The sequence below is a fragment of the Candidatus Sulfotelmatobacter sp. genome (assembly GCA_036500765.1).
In the GTDB taxonomy this organism is placed as follows: Bacteria; Acidobacteriota; Terriglobia; order Terriglobales; family Acidobacteriaceae; genus Sulfotelmatobacter.
In genome coordinates this window covers 202,894-224,646 of the sequence record DASYBM010000015.1, presented here as the reverse complement: position 1 = coordinate 224,646, position 21,753 = coordinate 202,894, and the positions used below count along the sequence as shown (strand labels likewise).

Genomic DNA, 21,753 nt, shown 5'->3' with positions numbered 1-21,753 from the left:
CGAAATAGGCGCTCGGACCGGTCGCGTCCGCATGCGAAATACTATTCTGGTCACTGGCGGCGCGGGGTTCATCGGATCGAACTTCATCCTGCAGCAGATGCAGGACGATTCTACGTCGATCGTAAATCTGGACAAGCTGACCTACGCGGGGAACCTGCGTAATCTGGAGAGCATGTCGTCGGACCGTCGCTACACGTTCGTCCACGGCGATATTGGCGAGCGCGGTTTGGTCCGGCAACTCCTGGAAGCGCATCAGCCACGTGCCATTATTCATTTCGCCGCGGAAAGCCATGTTGACCGGTCAATCCGCGGACCCGAGGAGTTCATCCGCACCAATGTCGACGGGACGTTCGCGCTGCTGGAAGAGACGCGCGCCTACTGGAGCGCGCTACCCGACACCGAGCAGAAATCTTTTCGCTTCCTGCATGTTTCCACCGACGAAGTGTACGGATCCCTCGCACCGGATGATCCTGCCTTCAGCGAAAAAACTCCGTACGCTCCCAACAGTCCGTATGCTGCGTCGAAGGCGGCGTCCGATCACTTGGTGCGCGCCTATCATCACACCTACGGCCTGCCCGCGCTCACAACCAACTGCTCGAATAATTACGGAAGATTTCAGTTTCCCGAAAAACTGATTCCACTCATGATTCTCAACGCGCGCGATTGCAAACCGCTGCCAGTGTACGGCGACGGCAAGAACGTCCGCGACTGGCTTTATGTGGAGGACCACTGCGAGGCCATCGCGACCGTGCTGCGCGGCGGACGGCCCGGTGAAACCTACAACATCGGCGGGTGCAATGAGAAGCCGAACATTGAAATTGTCCAGATGATCTGCGATCTCGTCGATGAGATGGCACCGCCGGCGCGCTCCCGCCGCGAATTGATCACGTATGTAAGAGACCGTCCCGGACATGACCGCCGCTATGCTATGGACGCGCGCAAGATCGAGCGCGAACTGGGATGGCGGCCAAAGGCCACGTTTGAAGATGGCCTTCGCAGGACCGTTCGCTGGTATCTTGAGAACGAGGCGTGGGTGCGGGATGTGACCAGTGGCGCCTATCGCCAATGGGTCGGGACGCACTATTCGATTTGAATGATGAACGAGCGCACGATGCCAGAAAGTACTATGAAAGCCAGCACGCGCTACAAAGGCATTATCCTAGCGGGCGGGGCGGGCACGCGCTTGTATCCGGTGACGCAGGTCATAGGGAAAAGCCTGCTGCCCGTGTACAACAAGCCCATGATTTATTATCCGCTGTGCACGCTGATGCTGGCGGGAATCCGCGACATTTTGGTGATTTCCACTCCCGCGGATGCGCCGCAGTTTGAGGCGCTGCTGCGCGATGGCAACCAGTACGGAATCCGCCTGCAATATCAGACGCAACTCCAGCCTGAGGGGATAGCGCAGGCATTTCTACTCGGGGAAAAATTCTTGGATGGCAGTCCCTGTGCCCTGGTTCTGGGGGATAACATTTTTTATGGACACGATCTGGCGAAAGACTTGCGGGAGGCGGCGGGTAAAATTCAGGGAGCGCGGGTCTTTGCGTATCCGGTTCACGATCCGGAACGCTACGGCGTGGTGGAGTTTGATGCCAACGGACAGGCCCTGAGCATCGAGGAGAAACCGAAGCACCCGAAATCGCGCTACGCCGTCACCGGACTTTATTTTTACGATAACCGCGTCGTGGAAATTGCGAAATCGCTGAAACCCAGCGCCCGCGGCGAGCTTGAAATTACCGATGTCAACCAACATTATTTGCGAGAGGCGCAACTAGAAGTGGTGGTGATGGGTCGGGGCATGGCGTGGCTCGATACGGGCACGCATGAATCGTTGATGGATGCGTCGCTGTACATTCAGGCCATTGAAAAGCGGCAGGGATTGATGGTGGCGTGTCCCGAGGAAATTGCCTATCGTTCCGGCTACATTACTGCGGCACAGGTGGAAGAGAACGGCATCAGAATGAAGAGCAGCAGTTACGGAGCCTATCTCCTCCAGCTATTGCGGGAGAAGGTATTCTGACATGACGGCAGTTTCAGGAATTCGGCCGGCGATGAAAACGAACGCGATGGATGCGATGCGGAAAATTTCGACTTCTTTGCCCGGCGTGGTCGTGCTCGAGCCGCGCGTGTTCGGCGACGAACGGGGTTTTTTCCTCGAGAGTTATAACGAAAAGATATTCGCAGAATTGGGGATCGAGCAGCGGTTCGTGCAGGACAATCATTCCACTTCGCGGCGGAATGTGCTGCGCGGCCTGCATTATCAGATCCGGCAGCCGCAAGGGAAACTGGTGCGTGTAGTCGAGGGAGAAGTGCTGGATGTTGCGGTCGACCTGCGCCGCAGTTCTCCAACATTTGGAGGATGGGAAGCGGTGCGACTGTCCAGCGGAAATAAGCGCATGCTTTGGATTCCGCCGGGATTTGCGCACGGATTCCGCGTTATTTCCGAGCAGGCCCAAGTGCTGTACAAAGCGAGCGACTACTACGCTCCCGAACACGAACGCACGCTGGCATGGAACGATTCCGACTTGAAGATTAATTGGGAACTGGAAGGCGATCCCATCGTATCGGTCAAGGACCAGCGCGGCGCCGCTCTGCGCGATGCCGAAACCTTCGAATAGCTACGCAAAGAATCCTGAGAGCGTAGATCTTGGAGTGGAATCATCCCATGAAAGCGATGATCTTTGGCGCCTCGGGCCTGCTGGGCAAGGCGCTGCTGCGGGAGTGGAGCGGCGACGAGATTGTCGGTCTGGCCTCGCGCGAGGCAGACGTTCGCGACGCGGAGAAAGTGCGAGCCGCGATCGCGAAGAATCGTCCAGAATGGGTTGTCCTGGCCGCCGCCTACACCAATGTCGATGACTGCGAGAGCCATCCCGATCTGGCGTTTGCGGTGAATCGGGACGGCGCGGTGAATGTTGCGCGGGCCGCCCGGCAGAGCGGCGCGAAACTTCTTTTCCTGAGTTCCGACTACGTATTCGACGGGAAAAAAAACTATCCCTACGAAACCGACGATGTTCCTAATCCGCAAAGCGTTTACGGTCGATCGAAGGCAGAAGCAGAGACGCGCTTGCTCGAAGTGGCGCCCGAGTGTTGCATCGTCCGAACCTCGTGGCTGTTTGGGATCGGCGGGAAATGCTTTCCCGACACGATTCTGAAACTGGCGGCCCACCGTCCGTCGTTGGATGTAGTCGAGGACCAGCGCGGATGTCCCACGTATACGTTGGACCTGGCGCGAGCCATCATTCAACTATGCCTCCGTGGCGCGAGCGGTATTGTGCATGTGACCAATGCCGGGGAATGTTCCTGGTATGAATTCGCGCGCGAGATCGTCAAGCGCTGGAGCCTTCCCACCGAAGTGCGCGCGGTGAGCAGCCAGCAAATGGCCCGTCCAGCGCCGCGTCCGGCGTATTCCGTCTTATCGACGAAGAGTCTGCAAGCATACGGGGTGATCCTGCCCGTGTGGCAAGATGCTCTGCGGCGATATTTGCTGGAACGTGAAAAGTCGGCTCTTTAGCGGCCGCGGGCGGCCTCATCCGGGATTGCGCTCGAAGGTGCGCAAGTGGGCGCGGAATGGCAGCGCGGATTTGAAACCGAACGACTGGCGTTAAGATCAAGACGACGGACAGGCCCGTCCGGCCCGCGCGGCTCAGGGGTTCTGCGGAAGGACTCGCATGCCATTGGCGTCGAAGACGAAGGTTTTCACTTCGGCCTCAGCGCCGTCGGCGGAGATTTCGTGGCCGTTCCAGAGAAATGTGACTCCGGCGGCGTTGCCGATTCGGGCGACGATTTCGCGGGTGGCGCGGACCGAAGTGTGCGCGGGAGCGATGAGAGTTTCCTGGCTTACGGGTTGTCCGTCGGCGAGGACGGAGATCCAGGAAGTCTCGGTGGCGCGGATCGTGAGCGTGAGCGGAGGCACAGACTTGACGGACAGTTTCGCTGTCGACTTGGGGAAGGTACGAACGGAGACGTCGTTCTTATCGCTGTCCACGCCATTGGCATCGGCGGCGGGGGAGGTTGCGCTGGGCGTGGCTGCCGAATAGTTTGCGAGTGGTTGGGAATTGGAAGAGCCGTGCGTCAAGCTTGGCGGAGCATTGACGGAAGCGCTGCTCGCCGGCTGCGGCGCGGGCGTGGAGGAGACGGACACTAGAGGAGGAGCGGGCGCGTCAGGTCCGCGCTTTTCTTCTTTGTGCTTTACCGGTTCGTGCTTTACCGGCGCGGACTTTCCCAGCGCCGTCTTTTCTGTTGCGGGCTCGTCCGGTGCTGGCTTTGCTGACGCCAGGTTTTCTGCTGTGGTATTCGATGGCGCCGCATTGGTGGAAAAAGAACGTGTGGCGGCGTTTGTGGTGTGAGTGTGGCGAATCCAGAGTACGAGTCCGAGTACGACAATAAGTGCGGCGACGGCGAGAATTCCCCAGGGAAGTTCGCGCGACGGTTTGAGTGCCAGGTCTTTTCGACCGGGGCGTACGTGTTCGGCGCGAGGAAGTTGCAACTCGGGGAGTTCCTGGACTTCAGACGGAACTTGCGATTCCACTGCGGGCTTTGCGGGCTCGACGAAATGAGGTCTTTCGGCGCGAACTTTTTCTGGGGCAGCGGTGTGGGGTTTTGCTGGGGACTTTGCGGTAGGTTGAGGATCCCAGACTTCGTGGGCGTCGATTTGCGCCTGGCGCAAGCAGGCGAGGTAGTCGGTGATGGCGTCTTCCGCATTCAGGCCAAGATGCTTGGCGTAAGCGCGGATGAATCCCTTGTTGAATACGCCGCCGGGAAGCTGATCGAAGTGTTCTTCTTCGATGGCCTGCAGCATGCGCGAGCTGATCTTGGTGACGTTGGAAACGTCATCGTACGAGAGTTCTTTTTTCTCGCGTGCCTTGCGGAATTTGTCGCCGAATTCTCCCACTTGAGTTCCCTGTGTGTCCCTACGTGGAAACATCATAGGACAAGCCGGGAGGGGTTGCCACTGCCGAGAGTTCTAGACGCGGGTAACCACCCGGTTCCGTTTCGGATGATCTCCGCTTGCTTCCGGTACCAAGACGATATTAGGGTTTTTTTCGCAGGACTACGGTGAACTGGTTTTTGCAGGTGGTGGAGGGATCGTCGAAGGCGTTGCCGGTGCGGTCGGCTTGGGAGGCCTGAAAAAAGAGGCCGTGCTTTACGCGATCGGGAAGGCCGGTGAAGCGGGCTTTACCGTCAGTGTTGGTGCCAACTTCGAGATCGAGTTTGCGAGCGTACATGAATCCGTAGGCGATATGGACTTTGATTTGGGCGGCGTAAACGGGAGAGCCGCCTTCGTCATTGATGGTGAAATCGACGGAGCATTGGCCGATGCCGCCGTCGACGACGGGGACGGCATGAGGGTCGGGAGTTTGAGCGGCTGCGGGGGAGCGTGGGATGAGAAGAAGGAGGAGCGCGGCGAAGATGGCTAAGCTGAGGCGGCGCATAAGTTTAGGATACCGCAAGAGCAGAGCTACGGACCAGAGCGAGCCGAGCTGTTCTCGGCCGGGACAGCCGAGGGCCGCTGTCCCCACATAATCAAAATCCCTTCCCACTAATCAAATTTCCCCGCTAATCAAATCTGTCCCACATAATCGAATTCTTAGGTCGCATTCTCAACGATGCACGCGCATCCCGGGACGGGAAAGTATTCATGTAGTTGGTTTTAGGGAGACCGGTTACCAACGGTCATTGCCCGTGTACGAAAGTGCCGCTTATAATTTTTGAACACCATTCGTCTAGCGAGGAACAACGGTATTTTCCGCATGCCTGAGGCCGGCACTCAATTGACGCGTCAGAACCTGGAAGTGACGATCTTTCACGACGTGGCTAAGGCGCTGACGTCGTCGCTGGATCTTGACTCGATTCTGCAAACCATCATGGAGAAGATGGCGGAATATTTCCGTCCCGATACATGGTCGTTGTTGATGGTGGATGAGCGGCAGGACGAGCTTTATTTTGCGATTGCGGTGGGAGACAAGGCCGAGGCGCTGAAAAACGTCCGGCTAAAAATGGGCGAGGGGATTGCCGGATGGGTGGCGAAGCATGGCGAAGCGCGTGTGGTGCCGGATGTGAGCGCTGACCCGCTTTTTGCCAGCCGCGTGGATGAAGCGATCCAGTGGGAGACGCGATCGGTGATCTGCGTGCCGCTGCGCTCGAAGCTTCGCGTGCTGGGCGTGATCCAGTTGGTGAACGTCGACCTGGAGACATTCAAAGACGCGGAGCTGTTTTTTCTCCAGTCCCTGTGCGATTACGCGGCGATCGCCATCGAGAATGCGCGCTGGGTAGAGAAGATTCAGGAGTTGACCATCACCGATGATTGCACGGGCTTGTACAACGCGCGGCATCTTTATAAGACGCTGGAGACAGAGGTTTATCGGTCGTCGCGATTTGGATACGAATTCAGCATTTTGTTCATCGACCTGGATCACTTCAAGTCGGTCAACGATACGCATGGGCATTTAGTCGGGAGCAAGCTGCTGGCGGAGATCGGCTATCTGGTGAAGGCGCAGTTGCGGCTGATTGATTTTGCCTTTCGGTATGGCGGAGATGAATTTGTGGTGCTGCTGCCCCAGACTTCGAAAGATCAGGCACTGGTGGTGGCGAAGCGCTTGCGCGACGGGTTGCGCGCGAGTTGCTTCTGCCGCGAAGAGGGATTGAACTTGAATGTGCGGGCTTCGATCGGGCTGGCAACCTATCCGCACGACGCGCGCACGGCGCATGACGTGATCCGGCAGGCCGATGGGATGATGTATGTGGTGAAGAATTCCAGCCGGGATAATATTGGTATCGCGCAGCGTGGGATGTTGAAGGAGTAGGAGAGCGGGTGTTGGGTAATAGCTGCGACTTTAGGAATCTGGGCTTTTGATTTCAGAATTCAGATTCTGATTTCAGACCCAGGATCCAAGATCTTCTAGTTATCTGACTTCGACGGGGGCGGAGCTGCGGTTCTTGCCTCAGGCCTCCAGGGATTCGGATTGGCGGGGGCTTTAGGATTCACGCCGAAATCCCAGACGTAAAGATTCATGCCCTGTTTTCCCAGAACATCTTCCGCACCGGTCAATTCGACCAACGCATATTCTCCCGTGGCCAAGGGCTCGGTGGAGGTGATTTTAAGCCAGCCTCCGGTGACGCGGGTGATGGTGGTTTTTACGGCGTGCTGGTCCTGGCTGACTTTGCCAGTGGCCTGGCGTTTGATGTCGCCGACGATGCGGTGTCCGCCCTTAACTTCTGTGCGGATGACGCGGAAACGATCATAGGGAATGGCGGGCCCTTGAGGTTGTTGTGGTTGCTGAGGCCCTTGAGGGGTCGCGTTGGAGTCTTTCGTTGTGCCGGGCTGGTCGGGCGCGGCGTCCAGGTTGATGTAGATCGATGGAACATCGACGTGCGATTGCACGAGGGCGTGGGCGCCATCCAGTTCAATGGTTTCTTTCATGCCTCCGACGGGATTCAGCGGGTTGCGGAAAATGTTGGCCTTGGAGTTGTGGGCGACATCGGCGGCGGTTTGCTGGATTTCGACAACTTGCGGTTCGCCTTGCACGTTGTCTAGTAAGAATACGCCGGAGTCTTCTGGAAGGCGGAGTCCGGGAGCGACTTCGGGAAGCAAAGTCTCAACGCGATCGCGATCCTGTTCAATTTCTTTGTCGAGTTGAACGGCTTCGGGGACAGCTCCGGCGGCGCGTTCTTTTTCGTATTTATCGGTGGCGGGCCAATCGACCAGCGAAGTGGGTAGTTCCTCCCAGTCATCGCGTTCGGCACTCAGGTAGCGGACGCGGTCGCCTTTGACCTCGTATTTCGTGACCAGTTGATAGGAGCCGTCTTTCAGGATAAGGCGGTGGGCGAGATCCTGGGAGAGGGTGGGAATGGCGAGCACGAGGGCGAGCGCGGAGGAAAGGATCACTCGGCCCAAAGCACGTTGAGAGGTTACGCACATTCTTCTTTGCGCTTTCGCGGACGTGGGTTTTGCGGGCATGGAGATCGCGGATGGGTTCTGGTTTAATTCTGTAATTATCGTTCGTCTCGGACGAAGAGTCGAATGGTGTGATGGCGGACGCGGGTCGAGCGTTGCTCGACGGGCGGACGAGGCGTCTGCCCCTGCATGCTTCACCCGATCCACAGGTGGGCGGCAACTGTAGTATCCTGATGGCCGCGAAGCGACTACTCCAAACAATGAAACGATTCTCTGTCATCTTGTTCATTCTCTCTTTTTTTCTGATGCTGTCCTCGGCACCGGCGGTGGGACAGTCGGGGCCGGCGCCGACCGGGACTGCGGTAAGTACGCAAAGCGGCCAGCCGGTTTCCTACGCATCGGTGACTGAGCTCAATGGGCTGCTGGCGCAGCTGGAAGCGACTTCGAAAAATACTCAGTCCGACCTCGTGAAGTTGCGGATCGAGCATTGGAAGACCGACACCGCGTCCAAGAAAGCCAATCTGACGAATGTGGATTCGATTCAGCGGAACTTGCAGGGGGCGCTGCCGGCGATCATTTCCGAATTACGATCTGGGCCGGAAGATCTCCCCACGACATTTAAGCTTTATCGCAATCTCGACGCGCTATATGACGTTGTGGGAAGCGTGGTAGAGGGAGCGGGGGCCTTTGGATCGAAAGACGATTTCCAGTCTCTCTCGAATGATCTAAGCGCCTTTGAAAATACGCGCAAGCAGTTAGCGCAGCGGATTGAGACCTTGTCGGCAGGGAAGGAAGCTGAGATTGTGCGGCTGCGGACCGAGTTGAAGTCGGCGCAGGCCGTGGCCGAACCGCCCAAGAAAATTGTGGTCGACGACACCGAGCCGCCGAAGAAGCCGGTCGCGAAGAAGAAGCCGGCAGCGAAGCCGGGCACGACGGCCAAGCCCAAACCGGGACAGACGCAGACTCCTCCGGCGACGACAGCACCCGCGAAACCGCAGTAGCGGGCGTCAGACCTCAGAGACCTTGGACCTCCCGACATCGCAGCCTCCCTTGATCGAATCTGTTAATCTTCCCAAGCACATCTACATTTCAGCTCCAGCACCCCGATTCGAACTCTGGGGTCCGACGGCTGAGGTCGATGTCCGATTCCTTTATGAATTTGCACGGCAGCATTGTCGGGATGGTGTTTGGAATCGTCATCATTTGTGTGGTGTTGCAGGACGCTTTTGAGACCGTGGTGTTGCCGCGGCGGGTTACGCGGCAATTCAAACTAACGACCTGGTTCATTCGGCGGACGTGGATTCCGTGGCGCAGGATAGCGGAGCGGATCAAGCCGGTTTCACGGCAGCAGAATTTTCTGGGATATTTTGGGCCGCTGTCGCTCTTGCTGCTGCTCGTGTTCTGGGCGGCGGGACTGATCTTTGGTTTCGCCCTGCTGCAATACGGCATCGGCGGGCACGAGCAACTCACCGGAGAACGGCTTACTTTCGGCAAAATTATTTATCACAGCGGCGAGACTTTTTTTACGCTCGGGTATGGCGATATTGTGCCGACATCGGCGTTGGCGCGTTTCTTGTCGGTGCTGGAAGCGGGCATGGGCTTTGGGTTCCTGGGCACGGTGATCGGTTACATTCCTGTCGTGTACGCGTCATTTTCGCGACGTGAGATTCAGATTTCGATGCTGGATTCGCGGGCGGGATCGCCTCCGACGGCGGCGGAGTTGTTAATACGACTGGCGGGCAGGTCGGACGACCCTGGCGTGGATCAGAAAGTTCTCGATGAAGTACTGCGGGATTGGGAGCGCTGGGCGGCGGAGTTGCTGGAGAGCCAGATTTCGTATCCGGTGCTGAGTTTTTTCCGGTCGCAGCACAGTAACCAGTCGTGGTTGGGAGCGTTGACTACAATGCTCGATGTCACTTCGCTGCTTCTGACCGGAATTGAGGGAGTGCATCCGGGTCAGGCGAAGCTGACATTCGCCATGGCCCGGCACGCGGCGGTGGATCTGGCGCAGGTGGTGAATGCGAGATACGACGCGGGGGCCCCGAACCGCCTGCCGGAGGCGGAATTGGTGGGGTTGAAGGATGCGCTGGCGGCGGCGGGATTGCGGCTACGCAGCGACGATTATGGGCGGGACAAACTAGCGAAGTTGCGGTCGATGTATGAACCGTATGCGCATTCGACCGGTCGCAATCTGATGCTGACGCTGCCGCCGTGGAGGTTTGCGGAGAAGGCCCGGGACAACTGGCAGGCGGGACCGTGGGATCGGGTGATCCAGGCGCGCGGGTTGGCGATATTAGGGCAGAAGGCGGCGGTTCCGGTGCCGATGGGCGAGGATCATTTCTGAAGGCCTCCGACCGATCACAGTGTGACGCACGCGAGGATGACCACAGCGGCTAAAGCCGAAGTCTCGCGATTTCTAACGCGGCCCTAAAGGGCCGCTCTTCCACGATGCGTGCTAACATCACTTTTTTCGATCCCCATCCAATGAAAAGACATACGGGCGAAAATGTGGTGCGCATTGAGGCGGACGCCTTGCGCGCGCTGGCCGACCGGATTGCCGGTCCGATGGCGAAGGCATTTGGGCGCGCGGTGGAGTTGATGTTCGGTTGCGCGGGGCGGGTGGTAGTCACGGGGATGGGGAAGAGCGGGCTGATTGCGCGCAAGATTGCGGCGACACTGAGCTCGACAGGAACTCCGGCGTTGTATCTGCATCCGGTGGAGGCGCTGCACGGGGATCTGGGGATGGTGGTGCGGGGGGACGTGGTGCTGGCGCTCTCGGCGTCGGGAGAGACAGAAGAGATACTGGCGTTGCTGGCGACGATCAAGCGGCTGAGGGTGCCGCTGATTGCGATGACGGGGGATGAGATAGGTGTTGGTTCTCTCCCTTCGAAAAGCACGAAGGTTGGTGCAGCCTCGGTATCTTTGGCGGCGAGGAAATCAAAGTCGAAGGCAGCGGACAGGAGTGTCCGCACTACGCGTGCCTCCACTTTGGCGGCGGCGGCGGATGTGGCGTTGGATTGTTCCATCACAGAGGAGGCTTGCGCGTTGGGGCTGGCTCCGACGGCCTCGACGACTACGATGCTGGCGTTGGGAGATGCGCTGGCGGTGACGTTGAGTGAGCGGCGCGGATTCAAAGAAGAAGATTTCGCCAACCTGCATCCGGGGGGAAAGCTGGGGAAGCGACTGGCGCGGGTGGAGTCGCTGATGCACGCAGGGGATGCGTTGCCGCGGGTAGCGCCCTCGACAAGAATGCCGGACGTGATTTATGAGATGTCGCGCAAGAAGCTGGGCGTAACGGCGGTGGTCGAAGGCGGGAAATTGGTAGGCATCATCAGCGATGGGGATTTGCGGAGGTTGCTCGAGAAGCGCGGGAAAGATGGGATGGATTTGACCGCAGGCGAAGCGATGACGCGCGATCCGAAAACGATCGGCGCTAGCGAATTTGCGGCCACCGCGCTGGCATTGATGGAAGAAAAGAAGATTACGTCGCTGATGGTGGTGGACGGACGGGGGAAGCTGGAAGGGATTGTGCACTTGCATGATCTGTGGAGCACGGAGATGATTTAAAGAGATTTAGTAATTGGGTAATTTGGTAATTGTGTAATTGAAAGAAGCTGCTGGACGATTTTGGTTTCAATTACACAATTACTCAATTACAAAATTGCTCAATCAGGTGTCTATGTATCACTACGATCCCAATACGGCGCTGGAAGAATTGACTGAGGATGCGACACTGCCGAATCCCGTGCATGTGCGGGATATGATCCTGCGAAAACATCCTTCGACAGACAAAGCTTTGGAACTGAACCGGCTGTTTCTCGAGTATCAGAAGTTTTTTGGCGAGGCGCAGAAGCTGGGGAAAGAGATTTTGGTGCAGTTGGCGGGGTAATATCCCGCGTAGCCTCTCGCTCAGCCTCAAGTGATAAAGTCGACCAATTCGTCGCGCGTGAAGCCGGCTTCCCTCAGCAGTGACATCAGGGTTCCCTTCGGCAAGTCGCGATTGTGCTGCGGCACGACGGCACGTCGACGTGATACCGGGTTGTAATAGACGAAGTGGCTGCCGGAGGTGTGGTCGAGAACGAAGCCATTCTTTTCCAGAAAGCCAGTTAATTGCCGCGGTTTGACAGCGGGTAGTTTCGGCATGTTCGGTGGCGCATGTTAGGATCACACCGACCGGATGTCAATAGCTAGCGCGAATATTCCAGATCAAGAGAAGCGACCAAGGTTTCCTCGTCGGTGGGGATTGGGTCGTTGTGTTTGCGCAAGCTCGCGATGTAGCCGGAGATGGCATCCTTAGCCATTTCGCGGGCTTCTTTCAATGTCCGCCCATAAGTAACGCAACCCGGCAGCGCGGGAACTAGGGCGGTGTAACCGCCCTCGGGCTCGGGCCGGAGCATGATGTTGTAGTGGTAACGCGCTTTCGGCATAGTTGGCGCCTTCTGAAGAATTCTAGCATGCGGATGTTACGTACGTTCCGCTTGCGGATTCTAGCATCGTCCTCTTCTAGCATTGTCCTCCGGCCGCAGAGGTGGCGCTGAGCCTCGCTGCGCTCGGCTGGACGGGCGAATGCGCCCGTCCCCACATGAGCTTTGGTGACTCCATCATTTACAATCTGAGATTCTCTTTTCATTTGGATATCACACTTATGCATCGATGGTCAGAGTCGTTTATTCCTACATTGCGCGAGGCGCCGGCGGACGCGGAGGTGGCTTCGCATAAATTTCTGGTGCGGGCGGGGTACATTCGACAGCTAGCGGCGGGGATTTATTCTTATCTTTTCCTGGGCAATCGGTCATTCAACAAGATTATGGGGATTGTCCGCGAGGAGATGGACAAGATTGGGCAGGAGTTTTACTTGCCGGCGCTGCATCCGCGAGAGATTTGGGAGGCCAGCGGGCGCTGGGCGCTGATGGGAGAGAATTTGTTTCGGTTGAAAGACCGCAAGGGAGCAGACTTGGCGCTGGGCATGACCGAAGAAGAGGTGATGACTTCGATCGCCTTGAAAGAATTACGCAGTTACAAGCAGTTGCCGCAGATCTGGTATCAGATTGCGCCGAAGTTTCGCGACGAACCGCGGCCGAAGTCCGGGCTGCTGCGGGTGCGGCAGTTCATGATGAAAGACGCTTATTCGTTCGACATCGACGCGGAGGGGCTGGATGTTTCTTACAAGAAACATTACGAAACTTACTGCCGAATTTTTGACCGCTGCGGGCTGAAGTACATGGTGGTCGAGGCCGATTCGGGCGCTATGGGCGGGAAGGAGTCGCACGAGTTTATGGTGCGGACGCCGGCAGGAGAAGATCAGATTGTCAGCTGCGATGGGTGTAATTACGCAGCGAACATGGAGAAGGCGACTTCGAGGCTGGAAGCGGTTGTGGACCTCGCGGCTGAGGGCGATGGCTCGCCGCTCGAAGTGCACACGCCCGGCCAGAAGACGATTCAGGATGTGGCGAGGTTTCTGGGAGTGTCGCCGAAGAACAAGATCAAGACATTGGCGCTGATGGCGGAAGAGAAAGATGAGAAGGCGGGCAAGACGAAGCTTCGCGCGATTGTCGTCCTGATGCGCGGCGATCATCAGCTAAACGAGGCGAAGTTAAACGCGGCTGTCGGAGTGACAACGCGGCCGATGGATGAGAATGAGATCAAGACTTTGTTCAAGTCTCCGGCGGGATATTTAGGGCCGCTGGGGATCGAGTGGGCCAGGGATCGAAAGAAAGACAGCGACAAGCCGGTGCTGTTGGTCGATAAGGCGCTGGAAGGGCGCACGAATCTGATCGCTGGCGCGAACAAAGAGGATTATCACCTGAAGAATCTGACCCCTGGGAAAGAGTTTCATCCCACGGCGTACGTCGATCTGCGCGCGGTAACGGCGGGCGAGGCTTGTCCCAATTGCGGGGCGGCTTTGCGTATCGATACGGCGGTAGAGATCGGGCACATTTTCAAGCTGGGCTACCGGTATACAGAAGCGATGGGCGCGCGGGTTCTGGACAAGAATGGGAAGGAAGTCACGCCGATTATGGGGAGTTATGGGATCGGGATTGAGCGCATCCTGACGGCGGCGGTCGAGCAAAGCAACGATGAGAATGGATTCTGGCTGCCGCCGACGATAGCGCCGTTCGAGATTGTCGTTGCGCCGGTCAATGTGAAGGACGAAGCCGTGAAAACCGCGGCGGAGGATATTGCTCAACAGCTTGAGAAGGCCGGCTTCGACGTGATTCTCGACGACCGCAACGAACGGCCGGGGGTGAAGTTCAAGGATGCCGATCTGGTCGGTATCCCCTTTAGAATCACGGTCGGGAACAAAGTTACCGAAGGTACCGTGGAGGTCGTTCTACGCTCGACTCGCGAGGTACGCGATGTTAGGATCACGGCGGTTGTAGATACTTTTCGGGAGTTGCTCGGCCGGACTGGGTCACTTGAATCTAGGTCAAGTGGGTAGTAAAGTTGTTTCCGGTCCCGCTGAGCAGATTGTGGGACATGGGAACAGTCAAAGCCATCATCGGATTTCTGGTTGTGATTGCCGCGGTCTACGCCGGGTTTGAGATTGTGCCGCCGGAGCTGGCGAACTATTCGTTTCAGGACGACTTGCGGCAAGTGGCTGTGATGGGCGGAGCCAATCCGCACACCAGCGACCAGGAGTTGATTGATTCGGTCGTGAAAAAAGCCCTGGACCACCAGATCACGCTGCCTCCCGAGGCGGTGACGGTGCAGCGCATCGGCACGCCGGGCTCTCCGGCGGTGTATGTGGCCGCGGAGTACAGTGTCCCGGTGAGTCTGCCTGGATATTCCTTCACTCTGCATTTCAGTCCTTCCAGCGGGAACAAGGGATTCTAGGAGCGGGCGTCAGGCATCGGGCCTCAGGCGTCGGGCTTCAGACCTCAGACCTCAGACCTCAGACCTCAGACATGAACCTCGGGACTTCATAGCTGCGTCACAAGAAACATCTTGTGCTCACCGCCTGCGCCATGCCGCACGAACCGAGAGTCAATTCGTAAACGCAAGCGAACCCGAACAGGGAGTCGCGTGGCTTGCTTGGCAGTCGGTTGACCCATCTCAGTTGCCCTCTCAATTCACTCAGCCTTGGAGCACTTCGACGATCTCTTGATCTGAAGATCGGGATGGTCTGCGTATCGAAGTTGGGTTCTTGCCTGAAGCAGCCCCGCGGGGTTTTATGCTGGTCTCGATTTCAGAGCGATAGAGGGAATGCTTCCTCCAGCCTTTCACGCATCAACTGCGACGCCCGTGGCCGACGGCATCAGGAGAGCTGTGGAATCGAAAGTGGCTGATGGAAATAGAAGGCGAAAAGCGCGAGTGCAGCCCTTGCGGGGCTGCACTGTGGATCGAAGCACTAGGAAATCGCTTCTGCTGACGAATTATTTTGCAGCCGCGAGACTACGAAGGGCCGCAACCGCCTGCGGGCGCGTTGCTTGTGGTCACGCCGACGCCAATACCAATGGGTTGCGAAGTGAATCCTCGATATGAGGCGGTGGTTTGATAGTAGCCGGTGTAGACCCAGACTGGCGGGTTCCAAAGGACCGGAGGTGTGGCCGTGGTATTCATTGTGTCCGCCCAGGTGCAAATTTGCGCGATCGCCGTCATCAGTCCGGTGGCGTTGATGGGCACCGAATCCGGGCCGTAGGGAGGCAGCGGATTGTGCTGATCGTCCGTTCCCACGGTCGCCACGTTCCAAGTGGCCTTATTGGTAACGTCGATCTGTTTTCCGCTGTTGTAAACAGCCCAGACCTTCAACTGAAGAGTGGAATCGACGCCCGGCAGGTTGTAAGTGCTTCCGCTGGAGGTTCCGGTCGAGGTGAGCAAGAGCGACTTAATGCTGTCTGAGTTGCCGCAGCCGCTCGTGGCGAGCGAAAGAGCAATGAGAAGTGTGGCGAGAACTTTTGTGCGTTTCACTGGCAAGAATCCTCCGCGAAGATTTCAATTCGCATGTTGTCAGCTTCTAATTTTGGGGGCAAGACACCAATGTTCACGTCCGATGGTCACAGTGTGGGGCAGAAAGGCAGGTTCGAGGTGTGCCGATCGCGATTTCACCCGCATGAATACAGGACGAAATGCCGATGATGATCAGGGCTCGACCAATTCCGGCGATGCAATCATGCGAGGTTACGTGCGTGTAGTGAGGCGAGGAGTCTGAAGGCGGATCATTGGAGACAGAGTGCAACATCATTTGGAGTAAGTGGAAGGCGGAACGAATCGGCGCAGAGGACCGGAAAAGGCGGCAGTCAGCTTGTGGCGGGCGTCTTCCGGGAATCTTAGCTCATGCGGCCGTTCAAGTACAGAGCTGTGAGGAAGCGGCTGCATTTTCCGTTTTCATTTAATAGTGACGAGAGGTGTCGCTGGAGGCATGCTCAGCGGCGGCCGTCAGTGCATTGTGATCCATCGTCATAGGCCAGTGACATTCGTAACGTTGTCACTGCGCTAACTGCCTCCTAGTATGCGGAAAGGGATAAGAGTCTTTTCATCGCTCGGTTGCCGATGGCGAGTATAGCGACTGCGGCGGGAATTCGGCCCATCCGGAATCACGAATTAATCTCCTGACGCACGCGGTCGGATAATGCGGGCGGCGCTGCGGTCGGGCGGAGGCAGTTCATGAAGAATTTCTATCGAGCGATCGTGAGTCTCGTGCTCATCCTGCTGGCGCTGTTGCTGGCGAGTTGCGGGGGTGCGCCGGGGTGCGGTCCAGCGACATTCGGCAGCTCCACGTGTACCTCGTCGGGCGGAACGACTTTCGGCGGCGGCGGTGGGAGCGGCGGCGGCGGTGGTGGCGGAGGAGGCGGCGGTGGAAGCACCGTGGATGCCTCCCAGGCTCTGGCGCTCGTCTATTACAACGCTGCGGCCATTGATGCTGCGGGGGTTACCAGTTCGGGCACCTTCGAGACTCTGACTTCTTATGTCCCTCCTACACTGCCCAGCAACGTAGCGGACGACATGATCGTCGTGAACAAGCAGTTCCTCTTTATTCCGATGGGGGATGCGACGGTGGAAGGGTTCAGCATCGACCGGTCGACGGGGGCGCTTACGGTAATTCCAGGCAGTCCGTTTACAGTCGCTGGCACTTCGGTGACGGCGGACGATGTAGCGACCGATCCCGCAGGCCGGTTTCTATTCGTGGGAAGCGAGAGCGTTCCCGATATCTGGGTATTCACGATCAACTCATCTACGGGGGCGTTGACGGCAACGGCGGGTTCTCCGTTCACTGGGGGCTTGACGTTCGTTGCGGATGAGATGACCGTGGACGCGAGCGGCACGTTCCTGTATGCAGGTCAGACGGATCCTTCGTTGGGAGTTGCCGGTTTTTCGATTGATCAGACGAGTGGTGCTTTGACGTCGCTGGGAACGGCCTTCCCTCTGGGAGTCGCGCAATTGCATGCCAGCCCGACGGCGGAACTGCTGCTTGGGACTGCGGAAATCCAAGACGGCCACACCGGGTCGACCGACCCGCACATTTATGTGTTCAGCATCAACACGACCACCGGGGTTCCGACTGCGGTGAGTGGTTCGCCGTTTCTCACCGGCACCGGAGATGCGCCGTTTGACTTCGCCATCTCTCCCACTGGCGGGTATGTCTATGCTCTGGAGGCTGTACCGAGCACAGGTGTGGATGCGCCAATCGAGGGTTTCACGTTGAATTCCTCAACCGGCGCGTTAGCTTCAATGGGAATCTTCACTGGAGTGCCGACAGCTGAGGGATGCCGATTCGACCAGGGTGGGACGGTTTTGTTCTGCGCTGGTTCGCTGTTTGGGTCCACACTAACCGTCAATGGCGCAAGCACCTCCACCGGAGTCTTAACGCACATAGCCGACTTGTCCGTGACCAGCAACTTCCCGTTTGCGGCGACCGACTAAGGCGGCTTTTATATTTTTTCACAGTTGATGGTCTAGAGACTCGCAGGTACTGCGGGTCTCTTTTCATTTCTGCGCGAGCGGTACAATGAAGGCATCCTTGCGTTTTCATTGATGTGCCAACTGAGGAAACGTGCGGGTAGACAAACCTTTTGGTCGGTCCCTACGTCTGAAAGATAAGGAGCAGTTTCGTTGGTAGTGTACCGAAACCGCGAAAGTTCTAAAAAGTGACGATCACAATCAAAATTCCGAAGGCGGGGACGGGCGAACCGGGCAAGAAGATACGCGGGCTGCCGCGCGATCCGGTGCTGCGGGCGGCGCTGGTGGCATTTTTGATCCTGGCGATGTCGTTTACGGTTCTGTTTTCTTACTTCTATATCAAGTACGACCGAATTATCGAGAAGCGGTTTCGCACGCCGATCTTCGCGAATTCGGCAAAGATTTATGCCCTGCCCAAGATCGTGCGGGATGGCGAGCAGATTCAGGTGAAAGAAATTGCAGCGGAGCTGCGGCGGGCCGGGTATGCGGATCGAGAAAATGAGTCCAAGCTGGGCAGCTTCCGCATGCTGAAGGACGGCATCGAGATCGCGCCGGGGCCGGAGTCGTACCACAGTCCGGAGGCGGCGCGAATCAGTATCCACGACGGGCAGGTGGACCAGATCAGCAGTAACGGCAACGATCTTTCGGCGTATGAATTGGAGCCGCAGTTGGTGACCGCGCTGTTCGACGCGGAGCAGCGGTCGAAACGCGAATTGGTGAAGTACAACGACATTCCTCCCCTCATGGTGCAGGCGGTTCTGGCGATTGAAGACCGGCGCTTCTTCGAACACAGCGGAGTAAATTTTCTGCGTATGGCGGAAGCGGCCTGGATCGACGTGGCGCGTGGACGCCACGACCAGGGCGGCTCGACGCTGACCATGCAACTGTCGCGAGGATTCTTTCTGACTCCGGAGAAGACGATCCGGCGCAAGCTGACCGAGATGCTGATCGCCGAAGAACTGGAACAGAAGTTCTCGAAGCAGCAGATTTTCGAGTTCTATGCGAATTGGGTGGACCTGGGGCAGCGGGGATCGTTTGCGATCAGCGGGTTCGCGGAGGCTTCCAGAGCCTATTTCAATAAGGATCTGAAGGACATTACGCTGCCCGAGGCGGCGCTGCTGGCGGGATTGATTCAGCGGCCGAGTTATTTGTCGCCGTACCGGCATCCGGAGCGCGCTCTGGAGCGGCGGAATCTGGTGCTGGAATCGATGGTGGAGACTCACGTAATTACGCGCGAGCAAGCGGACAAAGCCAAAGCGGTGCCGCTGAAACTGGCTCCCCCGAACGTGGAGGCCAGCGACGCGCCGTATTTTGTAGACATGGTGCGCGATCAGCTGATCAGCAAGTTCAACGAAAACGAGTTGAACGACCAGTCGTATCGCATTTATACGACGCTCGATCCGGATTTGCAGAAGGCGGCGGCGCAGTCGGTGGAGATGGGGATCAAGCTGGTCGACGAGCAAGTGAAGAAGTTGCGGACCAAGCGAATAAAGGTGGGCAAGAAGTTTGAGACCAAGGTGGAGACAGGTCCGCAGGCGCAAGTGGCGATGGTAGTGCTCGATCCACATACGGGAGCGATATTGGCGCTGGTGGGCGGGCGCGATTACGGCTGGAGCCAATTGAATCATGCGGTGGCGAAGCGGCCGACGGGATCGATTTTCAAACCGTTTGTTTATGCCGCGGCGATGAATACCGCGCTGGATGGTTCGCAGGCCGTGCTGACCCCGGCGTCGACGGTGACCGACGAGCCGGCGAGCTTTGCCTATGGCGACCAGATCTACGAGCCGAGAAATTACAAAGAGGAATATCACGGAGACGTAACGCTGCGGTATGCGCTGGCGATGTCGTTGAATAACGCGACGGTGAAAGTGGCGGAGGAAGTGGGCTACGACAAAGTGGCGGACCTGGCGCGATCGGCGGGGATCGCTTCGGTGAAGGCGACTCCAGCGATGGCGCTGGGATCGTATGACGCTTCACCGCTGGACATGTCGGGAGCGTACACGGCATTTGCGAACAATGGCATACGGCTGTCGCCCATTCTGCTGCGGTCGGTGCGCAACGGTAAGGGCGACGTGATCGCGAATTACACGACAGACCAGCGGCAGGTCCTAGATCCACGGGTCGCCTACGTCATGACCAACATGATGGAGGGCGTGATTAATAACGGGCTCGGATTTTCGGCGGTGCGCGGCCGGGGATTCAAGCCTCCGGCGGCGGGAAAGACGGGCAGTTCGCACGACGGATGGTTCGCGGGGTACACCTCGAACCTGCTGTGCATTGTGTGGGTGGGATACGACGATTACAGCGATCTACGAATCACGGGTGGACTGACGGCGGCGCCGATGTGGGCGGAGTTCATGAAGAAGGCGGCGGCGCTGCCGCAATACTCCGATATGAAGGCATTCCAGCAGCCGACCGGCGTAGTAGATGTGCAGCTGGACAAGGCGACGAACCGCCTGGCCACACCCAACTGCACCGACGACTATGTCTCGGCGTTCGTGGCGGGCACGGAGCCGCACGATACCTGCGATGCGCAAAATGGGATGAAGGGGTTCTTCTCGCGTATGTTTGGGGGCGAAAAACCGGTGCAGCCCGTCCAGGCCCAAGCCGGTCAGGACCCGAATAATCCCAATAATCCTCAGGATCCGAAGAAAAAGAAGGGTTTATTCGGCAAGATAGCGGGAATATTTAAGGATGACAAAAACCCGGCTCCGGTGTCTAAGCCTATAGACAGCGGGCAGACTGTGCCGCACTAAACGGCGTCAGGCGTGGACCTCAGATTTCAGGCCTTTCGCTCAAACCCGTTGCGATAAAATCTTCGCCGGCTGCCTGAAACTGTGCCAGAATGTGTGCAATAGCTGGGGGGTGGCCAATGTCGTCCTGCCCGAAAGTACTGTTGGTTCCCGTCTCGTTTCTCACCGTTTTTATTTGCCTGATTTCGAGTCCGATGTGGGGTCAGGCTGCGCACTCCGAACAAGTTCAGATTAGACCGCCCATGTTGCGGACGATCGACCCGCCGGCGCCCGATGCGACTGCGGAGGTACTGGAGGCGCGAGCCGAGCAATTGCGCGCTTCCAAACTTTACCTGGACGCGCTCGACTACTATCGCGCGGCGCTGGCCAAGCATCCGAACTCCGCGAACTTGCTCAACAAGATTGGAATTACGAATCTGATGTTGCAGCGTAATCGTGAAGCGAAGAAGTGTTTCGATGAATCCGTCAGAGCCGACCGCAAATATGCCGATGCCTATAACAATCGCGGTGTATCGCTCTACGAAGAAAAGAAATACGGGGCGGCAATTAAGGACTACCGGCGGGCGATTGCGATCGATAATACTTCGGCATCGTTTTACAGCAATCTGGGAGCGGCGCTATTTGCCAAGAAGGAATTCGAGCCGGCCGTGCTGGCGTATGAGCGCGCCGTGCAAATCGATCCCGACGTGTTTGAGCGAACGTCGCGCGGCGGCGTGCAGGCACAGTTGCCAAGTCCCGGGGATCGCGCTCGATACGACTTCACGGTTGCCAAACTCTACGCCAAGATGGGTTACTCCGACCGGTCGCTGGAATATCTGAAGAAGGCGCTGGAAGCGGGGTACAAGGATTTTAATAGCGTGTACAACGACGCGGAATTTGCGGAACTGCGAAAAGATAAGCGCTTTACCGAACTCATGGCGGCAAAGCCTCCGGCGCTGACGGAATCAAATTAAATTCGAAAAAAAAATCTGAGCGGGATTTTACAAAGCTTTACAAAATTAGACGGAACTTCGCGCGCATCGGGTGTTTAATTTTTAAACATACTCCTGAAAACAACAGGGTGAGTAAGGAGAAAACGGTAGCCCATCGGATGCTGACCCGAGCACGCCCCAAGCAAGCATCCGATGGGTTTTTGTTTTCAGCTTCTAGCACCTAGCTACTAGCTTCTAGCCAAGAACAAAAACCTGAACCAAACCAAAATCACGAAGA

20 protein-coding genes are annotated in these 21,753 nt (G+C 57.5%); 14 read left to right on the top strand and 6 right to left on the bottom strand.

The features are described 5' to 3' along the window. Nucleotides 1-31 precede the first annotated feature (31 nt). From rfbB to rfbD, 4 genes are read left to right on the top strand one after another with little or no spacing between them, the layout of a single operon-like run. On the top strand, nt 32-1,093 hold the full coding sequence (gene rfbB, locus VGM18_16875; protein ID HEY3974680.1) for a dTDP-glucose 4,6-dehydratase: 1,062 nt from the start codon (nt 32-34) through the stop codon (nt 1,091-1,093). A gap of 18 nt (nt 1,094-1,111) precedes the next feature. Continuing rightward, on the top strand, nt 1,112-2,020 hold the full coding sequence (rfbA, locus tag VGM18_16870) for a glucose-1-phosphate thymidylyltransferase RfbA (GenBank protein ID HEY3974679.1): 909 nt from the start codon (nt 1,112-1,114) through the stop codon (nt 2,018-2,020). A gap of 31 nt (nt 2,021-2,051) precedes the next feature. Further along, nucleotides 2,052-2,618: a dTDP-4-dehydrorhamnose 3,5-epimerase gene (gene rfbC, locus VGM18_16865; GenBank protein HEY3974678.1), complete on the top strand. Its 567-nt coding sequence runs from the start codon at nt 2,052-2,054 to the stop codon at nt 2,616-2,618. Nucleotides 2,619-2,665: 47 nt separating this feature from the next. Further along, on the top strand, nt 2,666-3,511 hold the full coding sequence (gene rfbD / locus VGM18_16860; GenBank protein HEY3974677.1) for a dTDP-4-dehydrorhamnose reductase: 846 nt from the start codon (nt 2,666-2,668) through the stop codon (nt 3,509-3,511). A 132-nt stretch (nt 3,512-3,643) separates the two neighbouring features. On the opposite strand, the gene VGM18_16855 is transcribed toward rfbD, so the two are convergent. Together VGM18_16855 and VGM18_16850 are read right to left on the bottom strand one after the other, a co-directional pair. Then, nucleotides 3,644-4,891, bottom strand: a complete 1,248-nt coding sequence (locus tag VGM18_16855) for a RodZ domain-containing protein (GenBank protein ID HEY3974676.1) — start codon at nt 4,889-4,891, stop codon at nt 3,644-3,646. Between the two features lie 139 nt (nt 4,892-5,030). Next, a complete protein-coding gene (locus VGM18_16850; GenBank protein HEY3974675.1) occupies nt 5,031-5,432 on the bottom strand; it encodes a hypothetical protein in 402 nt (133 codons plus the stop codon). Between the two features lie 318 nt (nt 5,433-5,750). Between VGM18_16850 and VGM18_16845 the strand changes: the two genes are divergently transcribed. Then, nucleotides 5,751-6,803: a sensor domain-containing diguanylate cyclase gene (locus tag VGM18_16845; GenBank protein ID HEY3974674.1), complete on the top strand. Its 1,053-nt coding sequence runs from the start codon at nt 5,751-5,753 to the stop codon at nt 6,801-6,803. A gap of 95 nt (nt 6,804-6,898) precedes the next feature. Here the strand turns inward: VGM18_16845 and VGM18_16840 are convergent, their stop codons facing one another. Further along, entirely contained in the window at nt 6,899-7,885 is a 987-nt protein-coding gene (locus tag VGM18_16840) for a hypothetical protein (protein HEY3974673.1), read from the bottom strand. Between the two features lie 269 nt (nt 7,886-8,154). On the opposite strand from VGM18_16840, the gene VGM18_16835 reads away from it, so the two are divergent. The 4 genes from VGM18_16835 (at nt 8,155) to VGM18_16820 (ending at nt 11,783) form a co-directional block, all read left to right on the top strand. Then, nucleotides 8,155-8,895, top strand: a complete 741-nt coding sequence (locus VGM18_16835; protein ID HEY3974672.1) for a hypothetical protein — start codon at nt 8,155-8,157, stop codon at nt 8,893-8,895. Between the two features lie 137 nt (nt 8,896-9,032). Further along, nucleotides 9,033-10,238: a potassium channel family protein gene (locus VGM18_16830; protein ID HEY3974671.1), complete on the top strand. Its 1,206-nt coding sequence runs from the start codon at nt 9,033-9,035 to the stop codon at nt 10,236-10,238. Between the two features lie 140 nt (nt 10,239-10,378). Further along, complete coding sequence (locus tag VGM18_16825) at nt 10,379-11,461, top strand: SIS domain-containing protein (GenBank protein ID HEY3974670.1); 1,083 nt, start codon at nt 10,379-10,381, stop codon at nt 11,459-11,461. A gap of 112 nt (nt 11,462-11,573) precedes the next feature. Then, nucleotides 11,574-11,783 carry a hypothetical protein gene (locus VGM18_16820; GenBank protein HEY3974669.1) on the top strand — a complete coding sequence of 70 codons (210 nt, stop codon included), beginning with the start codon at nt 11,574-11,576 and terminating at the stop codon, nt 11,781-11,783. A gap of 26 nt (nt 11,784-11,809) precedes the next feature. On the opposite strand, the gene VGM18_16815 is transcribed toward VGM18_16820, so the two are convergent. Continuing rightward, nucleotides 11,810-12,037, bottom strand: coding sequence for a type II toxin-antitoxin system HicA family toxin (locus tag VGM18_16815; protein HEY3974668.1), 228 nt, complete (start codon nt 12,035-12,037; stop codon nt 11,810-11,812). Between the two features lie 44 nt (nt 12,038-12,081). Continuing rightward, on the bottom strand, nt 12,082-12,321 hold the full coding sequence (locus tag VGM18_16810) for a type II toxin-antitoxin system HicB family antitoxin (GenBank protein HEY3974667.1): 240 nt from the start codon (nt 12,319-12,321) through the stop codon (nt 12,082-12,084). A 218-nt stretch (nt 12,322-12,539) separates the two neighbouring features. Here VGM18_16810 and VGM18_16805 point away from each other — a divergent pair, with 218 nt between their 5' ends. Both VGM18_16805 and VGM18_16800 read left to right on the top strand, forming a co-directional pair. After that, nucleotides 12,540-14,333, top strand: coding sequence for a proline--tRNA ligase (locus VGM18_16805; GenBank protein ID HEY3974666.1), 1,794 nt, complete (start codon nt 12,540-12,542; stop codon nt 14,331-14,333). Nucleotides 14,334-14,371: 38 nt separating this feature from the next. Continuing rightward, nucleotides 14,372-14,728 (top strand): hypothetical protein, encoded by a 357-nt coding sequence (locus VGM18_16800; protein HEY3974665.1) that lies wholly within the window; start codon nt 14,372-14,374, stop codon nt 14,726-14,728. Between the two features lie 558 nt (nt 14,729-15,286). Here VGM18_16800 and VGM18_16795 read toward each other — a convergent pair. Further along, entirely contained in the window at nt 15,287-15,802 is a 516-nt protein-coding gene (locus VGM18_16795; GenBank protein ID HEY3974664.1) for a hypothetical protein, read from the bottom strand. Between the two features lie 696 nt (nt 15,803-16,498). Here VGM18_16795 and VGM18_16790 point away from each other — a divergent pair. From VGM18_16790 to VGM18_16780, 3 genes are all read left to right on the top strand, one after another. Then, complete coding sequence (locus tag VGM18_16790; protein ID HEY3974663.1) at nt 16,499-17,755, top strand: beta-propeller fold lactonase family protein; 1,257 nt, start codon at nt 16,499-16,501, stop codon at nt 17,753-17,755. 224 nt (nt 17,756-17,979) lie between these two features. Next, nucleotides 17,980-20,547: a PBP1A family penicillin-binding protein gene (locus VGM18_16785; GenBank protein HEY3974662.1), complete on the top strand. Its 2,568-nt coding sequence runs from the start codon at nt 17,980-17,982 to the stop codon at nt 20,545-20,547. A gap of 116 nt (nt 20,548-20,663) precedes the next feature. Beyond that, nucleotides 20,664-21,497 carry a tetratricopeptide repeat protein gene (locus tag VGM18_16780; protein ID HEY3974661.1) on the top strand — a complete coding sequence of 278 codons (834 nt, stop codon included), beginning with the start codon at nt 20,664-20,666 and terminating at the stop codon, nt 21,495-21,497. The last annotated feature ends 256 nt before the right edge of the window (nt 21,498-21,753 follow it).